Below are 17873 nucleotides of genomic sequence, written 5' to 3'. Positions count from 1 at the left end.
GATGGCCGGCCCGCTCTATCAGCCTGGTCTTTTCATCCTTTTCCAGAATGATTCAACGCCCTAGATCTTTTTCCCATATATTCATATCTTCCAGCTTATCGTAAATATAACAATTATTTGCGAGCCTTCCCCCATATTGATAGCCTAATTGATGAAAGGCAGCATTCATCCCAAAGGAAAGGGCCCTGGCAATGGTATAAACACAGAATATCCCCCGCAGCAGCAGCTCTTCCTCAAGCTTCATAATCAGACTCTTCATGTAGCCTCCCTTTCTGTACTGAGGAAGTGTTGCACAATCCGTCACTTCTGCATTATGATGCTGATCATCAATTTCTGCCGATGCAGCGCTGATGATTTGGTTGTTTTCACGTATGCATACAAAAATAGTTCCTTTTCCCATCGCATCCTTGATGTATGCGGGATCTTGCAGGGGTACCGGATAAACCTGGAAAACTTCTTTATACAGGGTGGCTAACTCAGCTGCATCCCCGCTTCCCGCCAGCAAAATGGGATGATCATCGTTCTTTACGAAGGGTTTAACCCCCAAGTTTTGAACGGAGGAAAGAATGGCATCTTCTTCACTCCAATGGTTACTTGACCGTCGTTCTTTCCTTAAAAATCTTGAGAGGAAATGAGCACGGTCCCCGTTGAAATAATGAGAGATCATCCCTTCGTACACAAACCCCTTTTCCAACAGAGTCCTGAATTGATGTTCCCTCGCCTTAAAAATAATTTTTTCACAAGGAAAAGTGGCAGCCTTGTTTTCTACGTATGTCAGAAGAGATGTGAGATCCCCCCTTGCCAGATCGACCCGGATCCTTTTGTTCATCTCATCTAGATATAATGCAGCTGAAAGTTTTGACTGCTCGATTTCTTCATACATCTGCATAAGCAAGCACCCTTTTTTTATCAACATATGAATCGGTCTGAGAGGATATGAAACAAACATCCCCTCAAAAATGAACTGCCTGTCATCCCTAGAGAATGGATATTACTTCGAGTCTCTACATTAAAGGCAGGGCTTCGGTCATTCCTTCCCATTACACCAATCAATAATAAACAGGGATAATACTTCTGCCGCTTGAAAGACTTTTTCCAATTCAATGTATTCATTTGCATCATGTGCAAGTTCTGTTTTCCCCGGACCGAAAACGACAACGGGTATTCCTCCGCCCTGGTAAAGAATCCCTCCATCAGTGCCCCAGGGGGAAGCCTCTATTACCGGTTCTGTACTCATGACTTCATTAAACTTGGCTTTCAGCGAGGTCATGATAGGATGTTCGGGTGATAAGTCGCTTGGCTGCCACCGCCCGCCAAACCATTCAATTTCAACTGGATGATCTTTAAACCAGGGATCAACTTCACTCATTGCAGAAAGGCATTCTTCAAATTCCTTTTCAACGTCATCCATTGTCTCCCAAGGTCCAACTCCGACTCTCCCCTCGATCACAGCTAAATCCGGCACTGAAGATGGCCACTTTCCGCTTTCAATTCTCCCTATGTTAATTGGTAAGGGAATGGGGACCTTTTCATACAATGGATCATGTACCCTCTCGTTTCTTTCCCGCTCAAGATTTTTTAGTGCTGTGATGACACTGAATCCCTTTTCAATTGCATTGACCCCTTCGTACCTGGTGCCTCCGTGGGCAGCCTTCCCTTTAACGGCAAGCCTGAACCACATCGAACCCTGCTGCTTCGGGAAAATCTTCATATTTGTAGGCTCGGGTATCACCGCACCATCCGCTGTATAGCCCCGCAATAATGCTGACAGGGTACCGGTACCACCGCTTTCTTCTTCTATTACGCTTTGAAAGATGATATCTCCTTTTAGTGGAGTTTCAAGTTCTTGTATAATTTCTATCGCCAACAATAGGGAGGCCGTCCCTCCCTTCATATCAGTCGAACCCCTGCCGTATAACTTCCCCTCGATGACAGTCCCGCTGTAAGGATCGACTTTCCAATCCGATCTGTCTCCTTCAGGGACAACATCGATATGACCATTCAAGATCAGGCTCCTGCCGCCGCCGGTCCCTTTCAAAACAGCTGTCAGATTTGGATTCCCCTTAAAATCAGTGCGGTCACACCGGTAAAAAGGATGCTCTTTCAGTTCTTGTTCCTGTACTTCCCAAATATCGAGGTCCAACCCCAACTCCCTGCATTTTTCGATGATGACAGCCTGAGCCCTGTATTCGCTCCCCCTCGTACTTTCCTCCTGAACCATCTTTTGAAGAAGTTCCACGGTACTTTTCTTTTTTTCATCCAATTTATTCTTTATCAGACGGTGTATATCACTCAATTCAGTCCCTCTCCTTCCCGTTTCTAATCGATATAGAGTAAGTCGGGGCTTGTAACAAAATCGGCGTCCGTGCAATCCTTGATTTCTTTTAACGTATAGGGACGGAATATTTCGACCAATATCAACCGACCTTGATTTATCGAGAAAACTCCCCTGTCTGTAATGATCATGGACACACACTGCTTAGCCGTTAAGGGGAGCGTACATTCTTTAACAAGCTTGCTGGTATTATGCTTGTCGAGATGTGTCATTAATACAATCACCCTTTTTGCCTTGGAAGCAAGCTCCGTAGCCCCTCCCATCCCGGGCACTTTTTTACCGGGAATGATCCAGTTTGCCAAATCCCCTTTTTCACTTACCTGCAGAGAACCCAATATCGTCAGATCAATTTTGCCCCGCCTGATCATCGCAAATGAAACAGCGCTGTCTGTATAGCTCCCCCCGTTCACTAAAGAGACCGGAAACCCGCCTGCGTTGCATAAATTTTCATCTTCTTTGCCCTTTGGCGGGGCAGCACCTATCCCGACGATGCCATTTTCCGATTGAAAGACGGCTCCATACCCTGAAGGCAGATGATTGGGTACGAGCGAAGGGATGCCAATTCCCAGATTGACGGTCATTCCTTCCTTTACTTCACGTGCAGCACGTTTCGCAAGTTTATTCTTTATTCCCATATCCATTTCCAGTCGACTCCTTCAGAAGGTACAATATGATCGACGAATACTCCGGAGGTCACGACCTCTTCAGGATCTAACTCTCCGTTTTCCACGATTTCCTCTGCTTCCACAATGGTTATATCTGCAGCCATTGCAACCAAAGGGTTCGTGTTTCTTGCACTTTTGTCATAAATCAGGTTCCCAAATGGATCCGCTTTTTTGGCAAAGACGATGCCGACCTTGGCGGTTAAAGCGGACTCGAACAAATAAGAGGCGCCGTCTAGTTCAATCACAGGTTTTCCTTTGTTCAAGTAGGGATCGTCGATACCGATATCAGTCAAGATCCCTTTCAGCCCCACACCGCCTGCCCTTATTCTTTCAGCCAAAATACCCTGCGGGGAAAACTCCACTTCAAGCGTCCCTTCACTCATCAACCTCCCTGCAATCGGATTCGAACCGATATGTGAGGCAATCACTTTTTTAACTCTGTTATCAGCAATCAGCTGTCCAATCCCTATATGGGGAAAACCGGTGTCATTTCCGATGATTGTAAGGTCTCTTATCCCCCACTCAAGGATGCACTTTATGAGCGTCGGGGGCGATCCCACACCTCCAAACCCGCCGAACATTAAACACATATGATGAAGAAAAAGAGGCCGGATCTCTTCGTAGCTGCGGATTTTATTCAGCTTTTCAGCCATTACGAACTTCCTCCCGAGTTTTTTTCTATCGTTTGCAAGGTTGAACGTAACCGTTTATATATTTCTTCGAGTTCCCGTTTTGAGCTGTTCAAAGGCGGAGCCAGGATAATGGCCGAACCCTTCCTGCCGTCGATTCCAGCTGCAGCCGGGTACAGCAGGATTCCGTTTTCCACTCCCGTAGACACAACCGAAGAAGTAAAAGAACCCCCGTTTGCTTCACCTATCGGCTCAAATTCGATTCCCAGCAATAGACCCTTTCCTCTTATTTCTTCTATGAAAGAAAATTCATTCTTCAATTTAGCCAGTAAATTTATTAAGTACGTACTTTTACTGTCCACACTATCAATGATTTTCTCAGAATCTATCAGCTTCAGGACAGCAAGAGCCGCCGCGGAAGACAGCGGATTCCCGCTGAACGTGTGTCCGCTCATCACAACCCTTGTCCCATTTAAAATCGGATCCATCACACGATCGGATATGAGTGTTGCCGCAATCGGGGAATAACCTGCACTCAATCCTTTTCCCACTGCTGCAATATCTGCCTCTACCCCCCATTGATCAAGGGCCATGAATGTACCGGTCCTTCCGCATCCGGTCATGACTTCATCGGAAATGAACAAAATGTCATTCCTTTCACAGATTTCTTTAATGCGTAAGTAATAATCCTTAGGGGGTGTTATGGCGCCCCCTGCAGCCCCGATGATCGGCTCTGCAATGAAAGCGGCGATATTATCCGCCCCAATTCTTGATATGATGATTTCAAGCTGCTCTGCGCAGGCAAGTCCGCATGAAGGATACGTCTTGCCGAATGGACATCTTGAACAATATGGAGGCTCAATGGCCGGCCAATCCCCTATGACCGAGTCGAAGCGCTCCCTCCGGACTGGATGACCAGAAGCAGATAAGGCCCCAAACGTGATTCCATGATAGCTCAGCCACCTTGAAAGGACTCTGCGTTTAGAAGGCATGCCTTTTTCCTGCCAATGCTGCAGTGCAATCTTAATGGCCGTTTCCACTGCTTCGGAACCGCTGTTTACAAAGAAACTCCATGGATAGCCCGTTTTTTCATGAAGGAATGCTGCAAGATCTTCTGCAGGCTGATTGCTGAACTGCGAACGATAGACAAATGCCACCTTGTTTCCCTGATCTACTATTGATTGGATGATTTCTTCCATCCCATGCCCCAGGTTAGTAGTGACTGCGCCTGAACATGCATCTACATATTCCCGCCCTGACTTGTCGTACAAGTAAATACCCTTCCCAAAATCGATCATCGGATAATGATCACCAATCAAGGGTTTGATTAAATGTGAATGAGGCATATTCTCCCTCCTGAGACTAGAGTGTAAGCTCCTTTATCATTCGGCTGTTCATTAGATGAAAGTTCCCATACTTCATTCATATGTATGGAATCCCGAATCTTTCTTTGCATTTCAAAAAATATGAAACTTGATAGACAATCTTTATCCAGAACAAAAAATAATACTAAAGTCCCTGTTTAACAATTAAAATTCGACATAAAGTTACCTAAATAGACTAGATTAATCTGAATATTATGGGTAGAATAATGGTAAGTTCATCCTTTGATGCTACTTTTTACACGTCCAGGAGGGGGATGCAGTGTTTAATAAAAAAGGTAAAAAACCAACCAAATTGCCTAAAGCAAAGAAAAAGAAAGCGGCAGGGCAAAAGAAAAAGAAAGATCGGGGATTCCTTACATATTTCCGCACGATCCGCGGAAAAGTGGTGCTTTCATTTGGTCTGTTGACCATCGTCTTATTGATTCTTGCTTCAACTTCTTATTACAATATGATGAAGCTGGAGAGTGAAATCAACACACTGATACAATACGACATGAAAGTGGATACGAAAGTGAAGGACTTATCGAAAGTATTGAATGACATTGAAATTGGTGAACAGGGATTTGTCATCACGGGAGCAACCGGATTTTTGGCCCCATATGATAATGGGAAGAGAGAGGTTGAAAACCATTTCAAAGATCTGACAAGCCTGCTGAAGGACGACGAGGAACAACTCGATAAGATGGAGAAAATCACTAAACAATATGAATACTGGATTCAGTTCGTTGACAGGGTCATCGACACGAGGAAAGATGACGGACTTGAAAAAGCGGCAGCGCTGGTGGAGTCTGGGACTGGAAAGAAATACCTCGATGGAATCCGTTCTTATGTAGATATGATTGTCGTCGATCAGGAAAAAGATCTTGGGAAAAGGATAGATTCATTGAATCAGCAGGTCACGATTTCTAAGATTGCGACCATCAGTTTATCCGCGTTCGCTGTACTTTTGGCTGCATTTTTTGGTTTTGTTCTTTCAAAGAATATTAAAACCAATGTTAACAAGATCAGCCGTTCCATTCTGGAAATCGCCAATGCCGGCGGAGACTTGACGAAACGGATAAAGGTCAAGTCAAAGGATGAATTGGCCGGACTCGCTTCAGACACAAACCAGCTCATTGAAGGGATATCCGTCCTGGTCAGACAAGTATCAGAGATGGCTGAAAATGTATCGGCAAGTTCACAGCAATTATTGGCTTCTGCCGAGGAAACATCAAGGACCATCGCGTCCATTGCCGAAACGTCAAGTGAGATTGCTGCAGGGACCGATCAGACAACCTTGAAAATGTCAAACTCATCTGAAAAGATGAACAGCCTCGAAGAAGCAGCGCGTTTTCTGTTCAATCAGGCCGAGTTAGTGAAACAGACTGCAAATGATATGAGGAATGTAGCCGAAAAAGGAGGAAACTCCGTTCAGGCTTCTTCCACTAAAATGCAGAATATCGAAGAAACAATGGCCAACACAAGTCAAACAGTTGAAGCTCTCGGTAAGCGTTCTTCTGAGATTACCACCATCATCGGCACAATCACTGAGATTGCAGAACAAACCAATCTCCTAGCCCTGAATGCAGCGATCGAGGCTGCCCGTGCAGGTGAACACGGACGGGGATTTGCAGTTGTAGCCGACGAAGTACGAAAGCTGGCCGAACAATCACAAAAGGCAGCAAAAGGCGTGACGGAAATCGTACACAGTATTCAAGAAGAAGTAGACGAAATCATTAAACAAAACTCAGAAGGAGTGAAAGAAGTCATCGCCGGGGTGGAGATCACAAATGAAACAAATGCTTCCCTTGAGGATATCCTTAATCAGACGAGTAAAACGACTGTCGTTGTGAATGAAATGGTGGATCATATACAAGCCACACTCAATCTGAGCCAGGAAGTTGCGAATTCATTTGCACAGGTAAATGAAATTGCTGCTGCCACCGCATCCAACACCGAGTCAACCGCAGCGGCATCCGAACAGGGGTCGGCTGCCATGCAGGAAGTCACTGCAAGTGCCTCTGAATTATCACAGCAGGCTGAAAAACTAAAAGAACTTGTATCAAGCTTTAAAATTTAGTTCTCCTGAATAAATAAAAGGTGCCGGAGCAGTCTGCTTCGGCACCTTTTTTTCATCCAATTTAATTACAGTAACATACAGCTCCGATAATAATGAGCAAAATAAACAATACAACAATCAAAGCAAAGCCATTTCCGCAGCCTACTCCGCCAACTGGATATCCATAACCTGGGTAGCATTGTGTATATGCAGGTTCTACAGCACCTTTATACATATCTATCTCTCCTCATTTTTTATTTACAATGACAATGTATGTCAAGTGCCCGGCCACTGTTTGTGTATTTGCCCATTTTGCCCAAAAAAGAAAACGCTCCGCCTGGGGTAATTTTTTTGTCAAGGTTAAAAGAGCGAACATTTTAGAGTGGACTTTAAATACCGCTAATGATTTCCGTGCAAGACTTCGCTTTCCACGGGTAGCCCGTGAGCCTCCTCGCCACCTCGTTCCTGCGGGGTGTCACATGTCCAGCTGCAGGGCTTTTCTAATTAGCTACTCTTCCCGCAGGAGTCTTCGTCTTGCACTCCAATCAACCGCTGGAAAGTGCTTAATAGTAAATTTACTAATAACAAATAATATCCCGAATTCACCAAAGCGGCGTCAAGTTGGTCCGGGTTTATTCAAAACTCCTACTATTTCGTTACTTCAAATTTTATTTGGCGATCAAATATCATTAAACTACTCTTTCCTTTTAAGTAACATACAAACGCAGACACACTTAATTTAGGTGGAATACTAACCAACAGTATGGACATGGTCCTTGCATGCGGTCGCTAAATAATCTCTACACCTTTTCTATATACGATGAGATACTTACAATTCCATGTAGTATTTACTAAACTAATATTTATTTAATATTATGATGGATGCTTTTTAGAGACTATGCCTAGACCAGGTTTTTTTTCCATAAAAAAAAGGTGTGTCCACTTCCGCCCTGGAGCGGTGTGAACACACCTTTTTACGTATCTTACTCTGCAGTTATTTCCAATACTTCTTCTTTTCCTGCCGTTACAGAAACAGCCTCTTTCTTAACCAGCTCACCCATGTTGTCTCCGTTTGTCAGGATGATAGGGGTAATCGTGCTCTTCGCTTTTTCTTTCACCAAGTCAAGATCAAATGTAATAAGGGCATCCCCTTTATTCACTTTTGATCCTTCCGACACATGTGCCTCAAAGCCCTCACCATTCATGGAAACCGTTTCTAGTCCGATATGGATCAGCAGTTCAGCTCCATTTTTTGCTTTGATTCCGACAGCATGCTTAGTAGGGAAGAGCTGCATGATTTCCCCGTCCACTGGGGAAACGACCTTGCCTTCTGATGGATCGATTGCGATTCCATCCCCCATCATCTTCTGGGAGAATACCGGATCCGGAACCTCATCAAGCGATTTGACTGTTCCTGTCAGCGGTGCTGATGCAACGACAGTTTTAGGTGCTTCCTCTTTTTTACCAAATAGTTTTTTTAGCATAAGACTTTCACCTTCCTATATTAAGTATTTACACATATGTATAACTGTATAAACATGCAGATCTCATTTTAGCACATATGTGAAAGTACTCACAACAATACCAGCTTCTTAAAATAACTTCTTATACTTACCGTATCCCTCTTCTTCCAGCTTTTCATATGGGATGAAGCGGAGAGCCGCCGAGTTGATGCAATATCTCAGTTTCGTCGGACCAGGTCCATCATCAAACACATGCCCCAAATGGGAATCAGCTGATTTGCTCCTCACTTCGGTGCGTACCATGAAATGGCTCCGATCCTCTTTTTCTGCAATTTCCGATTGGTCGATCGGTTTTGTGAAGCTTGGCCATCCGCAGCCTGCATCGTATTTATCCTTTGAGCTGAAAAGTGCTTCTCCTGAAACGACGTCAACATAGATTCCTTCTTTGAACTCATTCCAGTATTCATTTCTAAATGGCGGTTCTGTGCCATTATTCTGTGTCACTTCGTACTGGACTGGTGATAGCTTTTTCTTGAGTTCTTCTTTATCTTTCATGATTTCTCCCCCCAATGTTCTTCTATAAAAGCCTTTCTTCCTGAACCATGGCTGTACCGTTCATAATGCCCTGGGTTTTTCTTATAGTAATCCTGATGATATTCCTCGGCAGGATAAAATTCCTTTGCGGGCAGGATGGCTGTTGCGATGGGCTTGTCAAATTTACCTGACACCCCGAGTTCCTGCTTTGATTTCTCAGCTGCCGTCCTTTGTTCATCATTATAATAAAAAATAGCTGTCTTATAGGAATGGCCCCTGTCGAAAAATTGGCCGCCTGGATCTGTTGGATCGATCTGCTGCCAATACACATCAAGTAATTTTTCATAAGGAAACACTTCAGGGTCAAATAAGATTTGTACAGCTTCGTAATGTCCAGTCGTTTCGGAACATACCTCCTGATATGTAGGGTTCCTTGTGCTGCCCCCGGTATACCCCGAGGTGACACTCACGATACCCGGCTGTTCATCGAAGGGTTTCACCATACACCAGAAACATCCTCCGGCAAACGCGGCCTTTTGTAACCTTTGCTCATTTGACATCCTCATCAACCTTTCATAGTGATAATTAGACTTTTCCCTTTTTAAGAAATTTTAACTCATATAAGTGAAAAATTAAAAAGATTGACTCTCTAGAGAATCAATCTTTTATATACGTTATTTGAGCTTGCGCTGTTTCCCGATGTTTTTCCATTTTTTTCGTTCCAGGGATTCCAGCCGCTTGTTCCCTCTTCTTTCTGTATAGGCAATCTCCCTCTGAAGCTTGTGGTAATGATTCAATCTGTTATGATCAAGTTCACCTGCCAGGATTGCTTCCTTGATCCTGCAGCCCGGTTCACCGTCATGGGAGCAGTCATTGAACCTGCATGACAACCCCAGCTCTTCGATGTCACCGAATTGAGCAGACAATCCGTCCTGTCCCTGCCATAATTGTATTTCTCTCATCCCTGGTGTATCGATAAGGGAGGCCCCATTTCCCAATAGGAATAATTCCCTATGTGTCGTCGTATGCCGTCCCTTATCATCACCGCCCCTGACCTCTTTCGTTTTCTGAACATCTGCTTCAATGAGAAGATTTGTCAAAGTCGACTTTCCTACACCTGAAGAACCGACTAACGCCACTGTTTTACCCATTTCTAAATAGGGGTTCAACTGTTCGATTCCTTCTTTGGTGATCGAGCTGATGGTAAGGACCTTCACCCCAAATAATTTGTCTTCCACCGCTTTTCTCTTTTCGGCAGCATTTGTACACGCATCAGCCTTCGTCAATACAACCACTGGATTCGCCCCGCTTTCCCAGCAGAGCAATAAATAACGTTCGATTCTTCCGATATTCAAATCATCATTTAGGGAAGAAAGGATGAAAATTGTATCAATGTTGGCAGCGATGATTTGTTCCTCCGCTTCCAACCCTGCTTTCTTCCTTGAGAATTTGCTGTTTCTCGGAAATACTCTTTCTATGATATTACCTTCTTCATTAAGTGAAACCCAGTCCCCGACTGCAGGCAGGCCTTCCCTGCTGACCGCTTCAAAACGGAATTTCCCGGATATTTTACAAAGCAAGTCATCGGATTGAGTCATGACCCTGTATGCGCCTTTTTGTTCGGTCACTACCCTTCCAAGCCTGGTTAGGCTTAACTGTCCTTCCCCCAACGACTCCAGTTTGTTCTCGAATAATTGTGTTCTGATCGTTTTCATCCATAGTCCTCCCAAAATAAAAAAATCCATTAGCGCTCTGCACGCCAACGGATTCATTCATCAGGGTATAAGAAGACCACTAATTTAAATCACCGGTTAAAGCGGTATGCTGACATGCAGAGACATATTTATGCTGATATGCTTTTTGATTGATCATTTGTCTGCTCATATCTCATCACCCGCTTTCTGTAAGTTAAGTATATTATCGCTTAAAGATTCTGAGGATTCAAGAGAAATTTTTATTTTTTCTGAAGAATATATAAAAATGGGTACTTTCACCATTTTACTTCATATGCATATTCTAAGGTGTTGAGAAAGATTAAAGGGGAGAAAGCGATGAGAAATCAACAAGATTATCTAAATAAGGCTTCTTTATACGATTTACTGGCGGGATATTATAAATACAGTAATCCTTCCATGCATATCCATTATTATCAAAAGCATATAAAATATATGAATCTTGCCCTCCAAGCCCAGCAGAGAGAAATGAATCTTTCCAGCCAGCCAGCTTATGTCAGAGTACTTCACGCCGTCCCCGATGCACCAAGTGTAGATATATATATCAATGCCAACCGTGTCTTAAGGGATGTGGCATTCAAGGATATCAGTGATTATCTTACGCTGCCTGCAGGCAAATACCACATAGATATCTATCCAGCCGGCACCGGCGTCAACACGCTGATCAGCAAAAAAGTTAAAATTGAGCCGGGCAAGGTATATACACTTGCTGCTGTCGGCACTTCCAAAAAACTGCAGCTTCTTCCGTATATAGACGATCCGTCAGTCCCGAACGGGGAAACCAAGATCAAATTCATTCATCTCTCACCTGATGCCCCTGCGGTCGATATAGGTGTAAAAGGGGGAGACACAGTATTTCCGGACATTTCTTTCAAACAGGCAACTGAATATTTAAATCTGACTCCAATGACGGTTAACCTTGAAGCAAGAATCGCTGGTACAAAAAATACAGTGCTGGATATACCTGGCGTAAGTTTAAAAGCCAATCAGCCATATACCATTGTCGCCGTAGGATTCGCAGAGGGTGAACCCGGACTCGAAACTCTATTATTAAAAGGATAAAAAAAGATGACCGTTTTGGTCATCCTTTTTTTATTGAGCCTGATCTACAGGCACTAACAATCTGAACATGATGTTGTCTTTTTCCAGGTCAAATTCCTTTGCACGCACTTTAATATCACTTTTGAGTTTCATATCCTGAAGTGACACGTAAATTAACTCATCACTCGGCTGGATCTTAACCCATTCAGGAAAATTATATGAGTCCCTGATGACCTTCAAAACATACGATACAGGCAAGTTCAGGGCTCCAACTGAAATTGATTTCTGTTTAAGGAGGATATCCCCGTTCTCCAGTGCCTTGGGTTCAAAGGTAAGCTTGAAATCCAGGTCTGACGTAAAAACAGGCACAGATCCGTGCAATTCTACATCATCTTTTAATTTCACATCGTAGTCGACCGGACCTTTCAGGCCCTCTTCTTCAATATAGTGTTCGATGATGAGATTCAGGTCGTGCTTGTTCGATCTGACATCAAACCCTACTTCTTTGTCAGTATTATTTTTGTTTAAGGGTAATTCATCGTTTTCGGCTGGAGCAAAAATCATGATTAACAGTATGACGATTCCTGCAATCAACGCTCCCAATAAGGCAAAAAAACCTGCCTTCCATTTGTTCTTCATAACGGCTTCTCCTCTTCTGGCTATATATCGTTAATCAGTCAGTCTTGCAATTGTTTCCCCTTGTGAAAGAGTCTCAAACATCCGGTCCGCAATCAGTTTATATCCTTCATCATTTGGATGGAAGTAATCTTCATAGAGCAGTGTATCCCCGCTGTCGATAAACAAATCGTCAATTTTTATAAAGAGCGTTTTATCATAGCTGCTCAATACCTGTTCGCTTGCACTGTTCCAATTGGAAATGATTTGATTTACTTCATCTATTTCAGAGAACCAAGTATTAAATGGATTATATAGTCCGACAAGCACGACCCCTGCATCCGGGTTATAGCTTTTGATCGTCTTCATGATTTCAGAAAGCCTTACCTGATACAAGCGTTTTTCTTCTTGAAAAACTTCCAGACTCAAATGAGAAAGATTTTCCCTGAAAATCTTCATGACATCGTTTCCTCCAATGGTGATCATGACGACATCAGATTCTTCGATCGACTTTTTCACTTTGTCTTCTTTCAACCGTTTCAGCAGCTGATCCGTGCGGTTTCCCCTTACCCCGTAATTATGGAACTGTGCATTATTTATACCTTCCATAGACTCAAGGTGATCCTCAAGATAAGGTACATACCCTCCACTTTTCGTGCTGTCGCCTACTCCCTGAGTGAGGGAATCCCCGATTGAGACGATTTTTAAATTTTTCGGTATGAAGTCTTCGTTTGGGGTCTCTTTATCCCATAACGAAACTTCCCTTGTTACATGTTCTGCTGCATCTTCCATGGAACATCCCGATAATAGAAGAACAAAAGCAAGCATGAAGAATGCTATCCTTTTCATCTGCTTCACCTCGCCTACACTTTAATATTATTATATCACGACAGTATATCAGTAAAACCTTTGTTAAGAATACATAAACGAATTGTAAACTGCTTTCTAAGATGAATGTTCATATAATTAGTATATGTTATTAAATGTATATTTGAATCACAAAGGTATTCGGGATTTTTCCCGTAACGTCAAAAACGGCGAAGGACCCTCCGCCGTTTTGCGATTTAATCTGTATAGTACATAAATCCAATAGCCCCGATTCCAGTATGGGTACTGATGACGGGAGTCGTTTCACCTATCTCAAATTCATCAAACCCGGTCTTTTCTTTGATCTTATTTTTTATATTCTGAGCCAGTTTCATTCCATCCGCATGGACCAGGCCGACACCGCGGATTGTTTTCCCCTTGACGTCATCAACGAATTGGGAAGTTAAGTATTTTACAACCTGAGAATGACTTCGGACCTTTGCCACCGGGGTATACTCCCCGCCTGCCAGTGATGCGATCGGTTTGATATTAAGCAAAGAGCCGATCATTGCCCGGCCCTTTCCGATCCTGCCGCCCTTTACAAGGTTTTCTAATGTATCGACGACAACAAACAGATCGGTTTTATTTCGGATTTCTTCGATCGAACGCAGGATTTCTTCAAGCGATTTTCCCGCTTTTGCAAGCTTGGCAGCTTCGATTACTTGAAAAGCAAGGCCCCTTGAAATGAATCGTGAATCTACTACCTTCACCTGTGAAGAAGACATTTCTGCAGCAGATTCTGCCGATCTTACAGTTCCACTCATATTGCCGGTCATATGAATCGAGAGTATGATCGATCCATCTTTTCCTAATTCGTCGTATTTTTCAAGGAAAGCTCCGGCAGGGGGCTGCGAGCTTTTAGGGAGTTCCTTTGAATTCCTCATCTTTTCCAAAAAGCTCGAAGGAGTCAATTCAACCCTATCTAAATATGTTTCCCCATCGATGGTGATGGATAGAGGAACAACATGAATGTCCAAATCATTTATTTCTTTCTCTGTTAAATCTCCTGTTGAATCTGTAACGATTTTTATTTTGTTCAACTTAGCCACATCCTTCTACCATATCCCTTGTATTATAACGTTTACGAGTCAGGAATTAAATAGATTTTATCAATTGATGAAGTTAACGTTCCAGAAAAGAAAAAGGCTGGATCCAGAGTGGAAACTCTCCTGGATGCAGCGCAGGTGGTCATGCATTATTTTTCAGTTCTGAATTGTGGTAAATTTGTTCATAATCGGACCATTTCATTGTTTTCTTCAGATATTCCCTGAAACTGAATGCCGACCTGTTCGTTTCGTCTTTGGAGATTTTCATTATGAAAGCATTTAATTTCAGATTTACTCTGAAGGAGAGCGGGCTGTCTTCCTTTAATACAGGGACTTCTAAGATTTTGACTTTCCTTCCATACTTTGATTTGAACTCAATGGTTTTTGTCAGCAAAGTATCAATCCTCTTTTATACCCGTTTGTATTCTTATTATACCTCAGGATGAAGCGCATATAATGTCTAATTTTGCAAAACTGAAAAAAATTGTGTTCAAGCAGGGGTGATACATTCTTTACTATCGTTTTTGGGCGAATTCACAATCATCGAAACCTCATAGCTCTTCATTTCTTCCCCGGGATACGACCTTAATAAGGGTGAAGCTTCTTCAAAGCGATATTTGTCTGTATCCAGCCATTTTTCAATATCATCATTATTCTTCAGTATGACCGGCATCCTGTCATGGACGGGGTTGACCACTTCATTTGCCTTTGTCGTAAGGATGGTTGATGTGACCCTTCCATCAGTTGTCCTGTCCCATAGTCCGGCAAAAACAAATGGTTCCTCACTCTTAAGAAGGAAACGCACAGGGATTTTGCCACCTTCCCCTTTTTTCCATTCATAAAACCCATCCGAAAAAATGACCATTCTCCTTTTGTGCACCAATGAGCGAAAACTTGGTTTATCCAATAATGTTTCACTGCGCGCATTGATCAATGGTTTCCATTTATTCGTGTTTGCCCAGCCCGGAACAAGGCCCCACAACGTTTCACCTGCCTTTCTTACACCGTTCTTTGAAATAAGCGACAGTACTTTCTGTGACGGGGCCACATTGTATCTCGGTGAAGTTTCTTTGATGAATTCATCAATCAAAAACTGGTTTACTAATTCTTCAAGCGGCGTCGTAAGAGAAAACCTTCCACACATAGATTTGTCACCTCTGCAATATTTGTTGCTCCTTTTAGCGAATTCAACTTCTCTTTTCTTAAAAAGAGAGTAACCTAAACCGCCCGTAAAAACAATATCTCCCGCAAAATGGTTGCAGATTTCGGGAAAGAGGATTACGATAAATACACAACAATTACTGTTCGTCGGAAAGGGTGTTTTCTTTTGACATATGACTTTGATTATTCAAATTGGAAAGAGGAACTTGCCAATGCCATCACCCATGGCATCGGATTTATATTGAGCATCCCGGCATTGGTCATGCTGATCATCATATCCATAGACAGAGGTACGCCATGGCATATAGTCAGCTTTTCCATATTCGGGGCATCGATGATCCTTCTTTATTTATTTTCCACCCTGCTTCACAGCTTTAAACCATCGAAGGCCAAGAACCTGTTCGCCGTTCTTGATCACTCTGCTATTTATATCTTAATTGCAGGGACATATACACCGTTCATGCTTGTGAGTGTAAGGGGAGCTCTTGGCTGGACCCTTTTCGGGATTGTGTGGGGGCTTGCCGTGGCGGGAGTGGTATTCAAATGCTATTTCGTCGACCGGTATCAGGTGGTCTCCACCCTTTTCTATCTTGTTATGGGATGGCTTGTCATCATCGCCGTAAAGCCGCTTTATTTCAGTCTTTCCGGGGCTGGGTTCTCCCTACTGTTAGCCGGGGGCATCCTGTATTCGATCGGTGCCATCTTCTATGTATGGAATAAGCTTCCTTATAACCATGCAATCTGGCATTTATTTGTCCTTGCAGGAAGCGGCTGTATGTATTTCTGTATTTTGCTTTATGTTTAAAACAAAAAGAGGTAGCTCCCAAGGACATGGGTGCTACCTTTTTGATTGCGTTCGTCATTTATTTCCGGTCATATGTCATAAAGAAATAATCATAAGGGTTTTTGTCATCTTTAGGGCCTTTTTCCTTGCTTTTCAGTTTCCATTCCTCTTTATTAAAGGGAGGAAAGAAAGTGTCACCATCGAATTCTTCCTCTATTCTGGTAATGTAAAGACGGTCTGCATAAGGTAGCATTTCATTAAAAATCTCGGCTCCGCCAATCACAAAGATTTCTTCATCCTTACTCTCATCATTTTCAGTTATCTTCTCCAACTCATGTATAATATTACATCCTTCGGCCACATAGTCTTTATCTCTTGTGACCACAATATTCTCTCTTCCAGGGAGAGGCCTGCCGATTGATTCAAAGGTTTTTCTCCCCATGATGATCGGTTTTCCCATTGTCGTTTTTTTAAAGAAAGCCAGATCAGCCGGCAGGTGCCAGGGAAGTTCATTGTTCTTTCCGATTGCTGATTTTGAGTCCATCGCTACGATAAATGAAATCATTATTTATCCCCTTTCAATTCCAATATTAAGATTGGAGCTGTATATGATTAAACAGCAACCGGTGCTTTTATGGATGGGTGAGGGTCGTATCCTTCCAATTCGATGTCTTCCATTTCAAAATCAAACACCGATTTGACATCGCTGTTCAGTGAAAGCTTTGGAAACGCCCTTGGTTCACGGTCAAGCTGAGTGGTGATTTGATCAATATGATTGGTATAGATATGCGCATCCCCAATCGTATGGACAAAGTCCCCGACCGAAAGGCCGCATTCATGTGCAATCAAGTGGGTCAACAGTGCATAGCTTGCAATATTGAAAGGGATTCCGAGGAAGATATCCCCGCTGCGCTGGTAAAGCTGACAGCTCAATTTACCATCCGCGACGTAAAATTGAAACAGGGTATGACAAGGCGGCAGTCCCATCATCGGGACGAACTCCGGCGACCAGCTGGATAAAATCAAACGTCTTGAGTCAGGATTGGTCTTAATCTGTTCGATCAAGTCTTTCAACTGATCAATTGCCCCGCCTGAAGTCGTTTCCCATGCCCTCCATTGCTTGCCGTAAACCGGTCCCAGGTCTCCAAATTTCTTTGCAAACTCATCATCATTAAGGATACGCTCTTTGAACTGTTCCATTTCCCTTTGGTATAGTTTATTGAATTCCTCATCTTCCTGGCTTCTTAATCCAAAATCCTTCATGTCCGGGCCTGAATACTCACTGCTCTCCACCCAGTTCTTAAAAGCCCACTCATTCCAGATATTGTTATTGTACTGCAGCAAATAACGGATATTTGTATCCCCTTTTATGAACCACAGCAATTCACTTGCCACCAGTCGGAAAGGCACCCGTTTGGTAGTCAGAAGCGGAAATCCTTTGGATAAGTCAAACCTCATTTGATAGCCGAAGACTGATAGAGTGCCGGTCCCTGTCCGGTCCTCTTTTCTAAAGCCGTTGTCCAATACATGACGGCACATATCCAGATATGCATGTTCACCGTGTTTCATCATCATTG

20 protein-coding genes and 1 pseudogene are annotated in these 17873 nt (G+C 43.1%); 3 read left to right on the top strand and 18 right to left on the bottom strand.

The features are described from left to right. Window positions 1-52 precede the first annotated feature (52 nt). From ablB to ACKA06_RS09820, 5 genes are all read right to left on the bottom strand, one after another. Complete coding sequence (gene ablB / locus ACKA06_RS09840) at window positions 53-889, bottom strand: putative beta-lysine N-acetyltransferase (RefSeq protein WP_411159499.1); 837 nt, start codon at window positions 887-889, stop codon at window positions 53-55. A gap of 138 nt (window positions 890-1027) precedes the next feature. After that, window positions 1028-2296: a peptidase gene (locus tag ACKA06_RS09835; protein ID WP_232353997.1), complete on the bottom strand. Its 1269-nt coding sequence runs from the start codon at window positions 2294-2296 to the stop codon at window positions 1028-1030. A 23-nt stretch (window positions 2297-2319) separates the two neighbouring features. Beyond that, the gene (locus ACKA06_RS09830) at window positions 2320-2982 is read right to left on the bottom strand and encodes a 3-oxoacid CoA-transferase subunit B (protein WP_058297587.1); all 663 of its coding nucleotides are present in this window, start codon (window positions 2980-2982) and stop codon (window positions 2320-2322) included. Further along, window positions 2961-3653, bottom strand: coding sequence for a 3-oxoacid CoA-transferase subunit A (locus ACKA06_RS09825; protein WP_032088010.1), 693 nt, complete (start codon window positions 3651-3653; stop codon window positions 2961-2963). Before ACKA06_RS09825 ends, ACKA06_RS09830 begins: the two co-directional genes overlap by 22 nt. After that, the gene (locus tag ACKA06_RS09820; RefSeq protein WP_411159498.1) at window positions 3653-4975 is read right to left on the bottom strand and encodes an aspartate aminotransferase family protein; all 1323 of its coding nucleotides are present in this window, start codon (window positions 4973-4975) and stop codon (window positions 3653-3655) included. Before ACKA06_RS09820 ends, ACKA06_RS09825 begins: the two co-directional genes overlap by 1 nt. 298 nt (window positions 4976-5273) lie before the next feature. Between ACKA06_RS09820 and ACKA06_RS09815 the strand changes: the two genes are divergently transcribed. Next, the gene (locus tag ACKA06_RS09815; protein ID WP_318293545.1) at window positions 5274-7073 is read left to right on the top strand and encodes a methyl-accepting chemotaxis protein; all 1800 of its coding nucleotides are present in this window, start codon (window positions 5274-5276) and stop codon (window positions 7071-7073) included. Between the two features lie 61 nt (window positions 7074-7134). Here the strand turns inward: ACKA06_RS09815 and ACKA06_RS09810 are convergent, their stop codons facing one another. The 6 genes and pseudogenes from ACKA06_RS09810 to rsgA form a co-directional block, all read right to left on the bottom strand. Next, window positions 7135-7287: a YjcZ family sporulation protein gene (locus ACKA06_RS09810; RefSeq protein WP_064563943.1), complete on the bottom strand. Its 153-nt coding sequence runs from the start codon at window positions 7285-7287 to the stop codon at window positions 7135-7137. Window positions 7288-7727: 440 nt separating this feature from the next. Continuing rightward, a pseudogene (locus tag ACKA06_RS09805) lies at window positions 7728-7919 on the bottom strand (transposase); the annotation flags it as partial. Window positions 7920-8035: 116 nt separating this feature from the next. Continuing rightward, on the bottom strand, window positions 8036-8536 hold the full coding sequence (locus ACKA06_RS09800) for a PTS sugar transporter subunit IIA (RefSeq protein WP_032088008.1): 501 nt from the start codon (window positions 8534-8536) through the stop codon (window positions 8036-8038). A gap of 108 nt (window positions 8537-8644) precedes the next feature. Then, a complete protein-coding gene (msrB, locus tag ACKA06_RS09795) occupies window positions 8645-9070 on the bottom strand; it encodes a peptide-methionine (R)-S-oxide reductase MsrB (RefSeq protein ID WP_197495112.1) in 426 nt (141 codons plus the stop codon). After that, on the bottom strand, window positions 9067-9552 hold the full coding sequence (msrA, locus tag ACKA06_RS09790; RefSeq protein WP_231938005.1) for a peptide-methionine (S)-S-oxide reductase MsrA: 486 nt from the start codon (window positions 9550-9552) through the stop codon (window positions 9067-9069). The genes msrB and msrA overlap by 4 nt, the downstream gene beginning before the upstream one ends. A 171-nt stretch (window positions 9553-9723) precedes the next feature. Further along, the gene (gene rsgA, locus ACKA06_RS09785; protein WP_058297589.1) at window positions 9724-10764 is read right to left on the bottom strand and encodes a ribosome small subunit-dependent GTPase A; all 1041 of its coding nucleotides are present in this window, start codon (window positions 10762-10764) and stop codon (window positions 9724-9726) included. A gap of 336 nt (window positions 10765-11100) precedes the next feature. Between rsgA and ACKA06_RS09780 the strand changes: the two genes are divergently transcribed. Next, window positions 11101-11844, top strand: a complete 744-nt coding sequence (locus tag ACKA06_RS09780) for a DUF4397 domain-containing protein (RefSeq protein ID WP_032088005.1) — start codon at window positions 11101-11103, stop codon at window positions 11842-11844. A gap of 30 nt (window positions 11845-11874) precedes the next feature. Here the strand turns inward: ACKA06_RS09780 and ACKA06_RS09775 are convergent, their stop codons facing one another. From ACKA06_RS09775 to ACKA06_RS09755, 5 genes are all read right to left on the bottom strand, one after another. After that, complete coding sequence (locus ACKA06_RS09775) at window positions 11875-12462, bottom strand: YpmS family protein (protein WP_032088004.1); 588 nt, start codon at window positions 12460-12462, stop codon at window positions 11875-11877. Between the two features lie 30 nt (window positions 12463-12492). After that, a complete protein-coding gene (locus tag ACKA06_RS09770; RefSeq protein WP_411159497.1) occupies window positions 12493-13287 on the bottom strand; it encodes an SGNH/GDSL hydrolase family protein in 795 nt (264 codons plus the stop codon). 215 nt (window positions 13288-13502) lie between these two features. Continuing rightward, entirely contained in the window at window positions 13503-14345 is an 843-nt protein-coding gene (locus tag ACKA06_RS09765) for a DegV family protein (protein WP_032088002.1), read from the bottom strand. A gap of 148 nt (window positions 14346-14493) precedes the next feature. Then, window positions 14494-14745, bottom strand: a complete 252-nt coding sequence (locus tag ACKA06_RS09760) for a DUF2535 family protein (RefSeq protein WP_032088001.1) — start codon at window positions 14743-14745, stop codon at window positions 14494-14496. Window positions 14746-14841: 96 nt separating this feature from the next. After that, complete coding sequence (locus ACKA06_RS09755; RefSeq protein WP_032088000.1) at window positions 14842-15495, bottom strand: SOS response-associated peptidase; 654 nt, start codon at window positions 15493-15495, stop codon at window positions 14842-14844. A 183-nt stretch (window positions 15496-15678) separates the two neighbouring features. Between ACKA06_RS09755 and trhA the strand changes: the two genes are divergently transcribed. Further along, a complete protein-coding gene (gene trhA, locus ACKA06_RS09750; RefSeq protein WP_032087999.1) occupies window positions 15679-16317 on the top strand; it encodes a PAQR family membrane homeostasis protein TrhA in 639 nt (212 codons plus the stop codon). Window positions 16318-16375: 58 nt separating this feature from the next. Here trhA and ACKA06_RS09745 read toward each other — a convergent pair whose 3' ends face one another. Beyond that, window positions 16376-16861, bottom strand: a complete 486-nt coding sequence (locus ACKA06_RS09745) for a dihydrofolate reductase (protein ID WP_232353999.1) — start codon at window positions 16859-16861, stop codon at window positions 16376-16378. Between the two features lie 47 nt (window positions 16862-16908). Continuing rightward, window positions 16909-17865 (bottom strand): thymidylate synthase, encoded by a 957-nt coding sequence (locus tag ACKA06_RS09740; RefSeq protein ID WP_411159496.1) that lies wholly within the window; start codon window positions 17863-17865, stop codon window positions 16909-16911. Window positions 17866-17873: the final 8 nt, after the last annotated feature.

Source organism: Rossellomorea oryzaecorticis, from assembly GCF_045897515.1.
Taxonomy (GTDB): Bacteria; Bacillota; Bacilli; order Bacillales; family Bacillaceae_B; genus Rossellomorea; species Rossellomorea enclensis.
The sequence above is the reverse complement of the archived record's forward strand: the minus strand, read 5'-3'. Positions and strand labels throughout refer to the sequence as shown.

Excerpts from the sequence above, each read along its gene's own strand:
- rsgA (WP_058297589.1), bottom strand. The coding sequence starts at position 10,764 with ATGAAAACGATCAGAACACAATTATTCGAGAACAAACTGGAGTCGTTG.
- ACKA06_RS09800 (WP_032088008.1), bottom strand. The coding sequence starts at position 8,536 with ATGCTAAAAAAACTATTTGGTAAAAAAGAGGAAGCACCTAAAACTGTC.
- ACKA06_RS09745 (WP_232353999.1), bottom strand. The coding sequence starts at position 16,861 with ATGATTTCATTTATCGTAGCGATGGACTCAAAATCAGCAATCGGAAAG.
- ACKA06_RS09820 (WP_411159498.1), bottom strand. The coding sequence starts at position 4,975 with ATGCCTCATTCACATTTAATCAAACCCTTGATTGGTGATCATTATCCG.
- ACKA06_RS09755 (WP_032088000.1), bottom strand. The coding sequence starts at position 15,495 with ATGTGTGGAAGGTTTTCTCTTACGACGCCGCTTGAAGAATTAGTAAAC.
- ACKA06_RS09780 (WP_032088005.1), top strand. The coding sequence starts at position 11,101 with ATGAGAAATCAACAAGATTATCTAAATAAGGCTTCTTTATACGATTTA.
- ACKA06_RS09810 (WP_064563943.1), bottom strand. The coding sequence starts at position 7,287 with ATGTATAAAGGTGCTGTAGAACCTGCATATACACAATGCTACCCAGGT.
- ablB (WP_411159499.1), bottom strand. The coding sequence starts at position 889 with ATGCAGATGTATGAAGAAATCGAGCAGTCAAAACTTTCAGCTGCATTA.
- msrB (WP_197495112.1), bottom strand. The coding sequence starts at position 9,070 with ATGAAAGATAAAGAAGAACTCAAGAAAAAGCTATCACCAGTCCAGTAC.
- ACKA06_RS09770 (WP_411159497.1), bottom strand. The coding sequence starts at position 13,287 with ATGAAAAGGATAGCATTCTTCATGCTTGCTTTTGTTCTTCTATTATCG.
- msrA (WP_231938005.1), bottom strand. The coding sequence starts at position 9,552 with ATGGTGAAACCCTTCGATGAACAGCCGGGTATCGTGAGTGTCACCTCG.
- ACKA06_RS09740 (WP_411159496.1), bottom strand. The coding sequence starts at position 17,865 with ATGAAACACGGTGAACATGCATATCTGGATATGTGCCGTCATGTATTG.
- ACKA06_RS09775 (WP_032088004.1), bottom strand. The coding sequence starts at position 12,462 with ATGAAGAACAAATGGAAGGCAGGTTTTTTTGCCTTATTGGGAGCGTTG.
- ACKA06_RS09825 (WP_032088010.1), bottom strand. The coding sequence starts at position 3,653 with ATGGCTGAAAAGCTGAATAAAATCCGCAGCTACGAAGAGATCCGGCCT.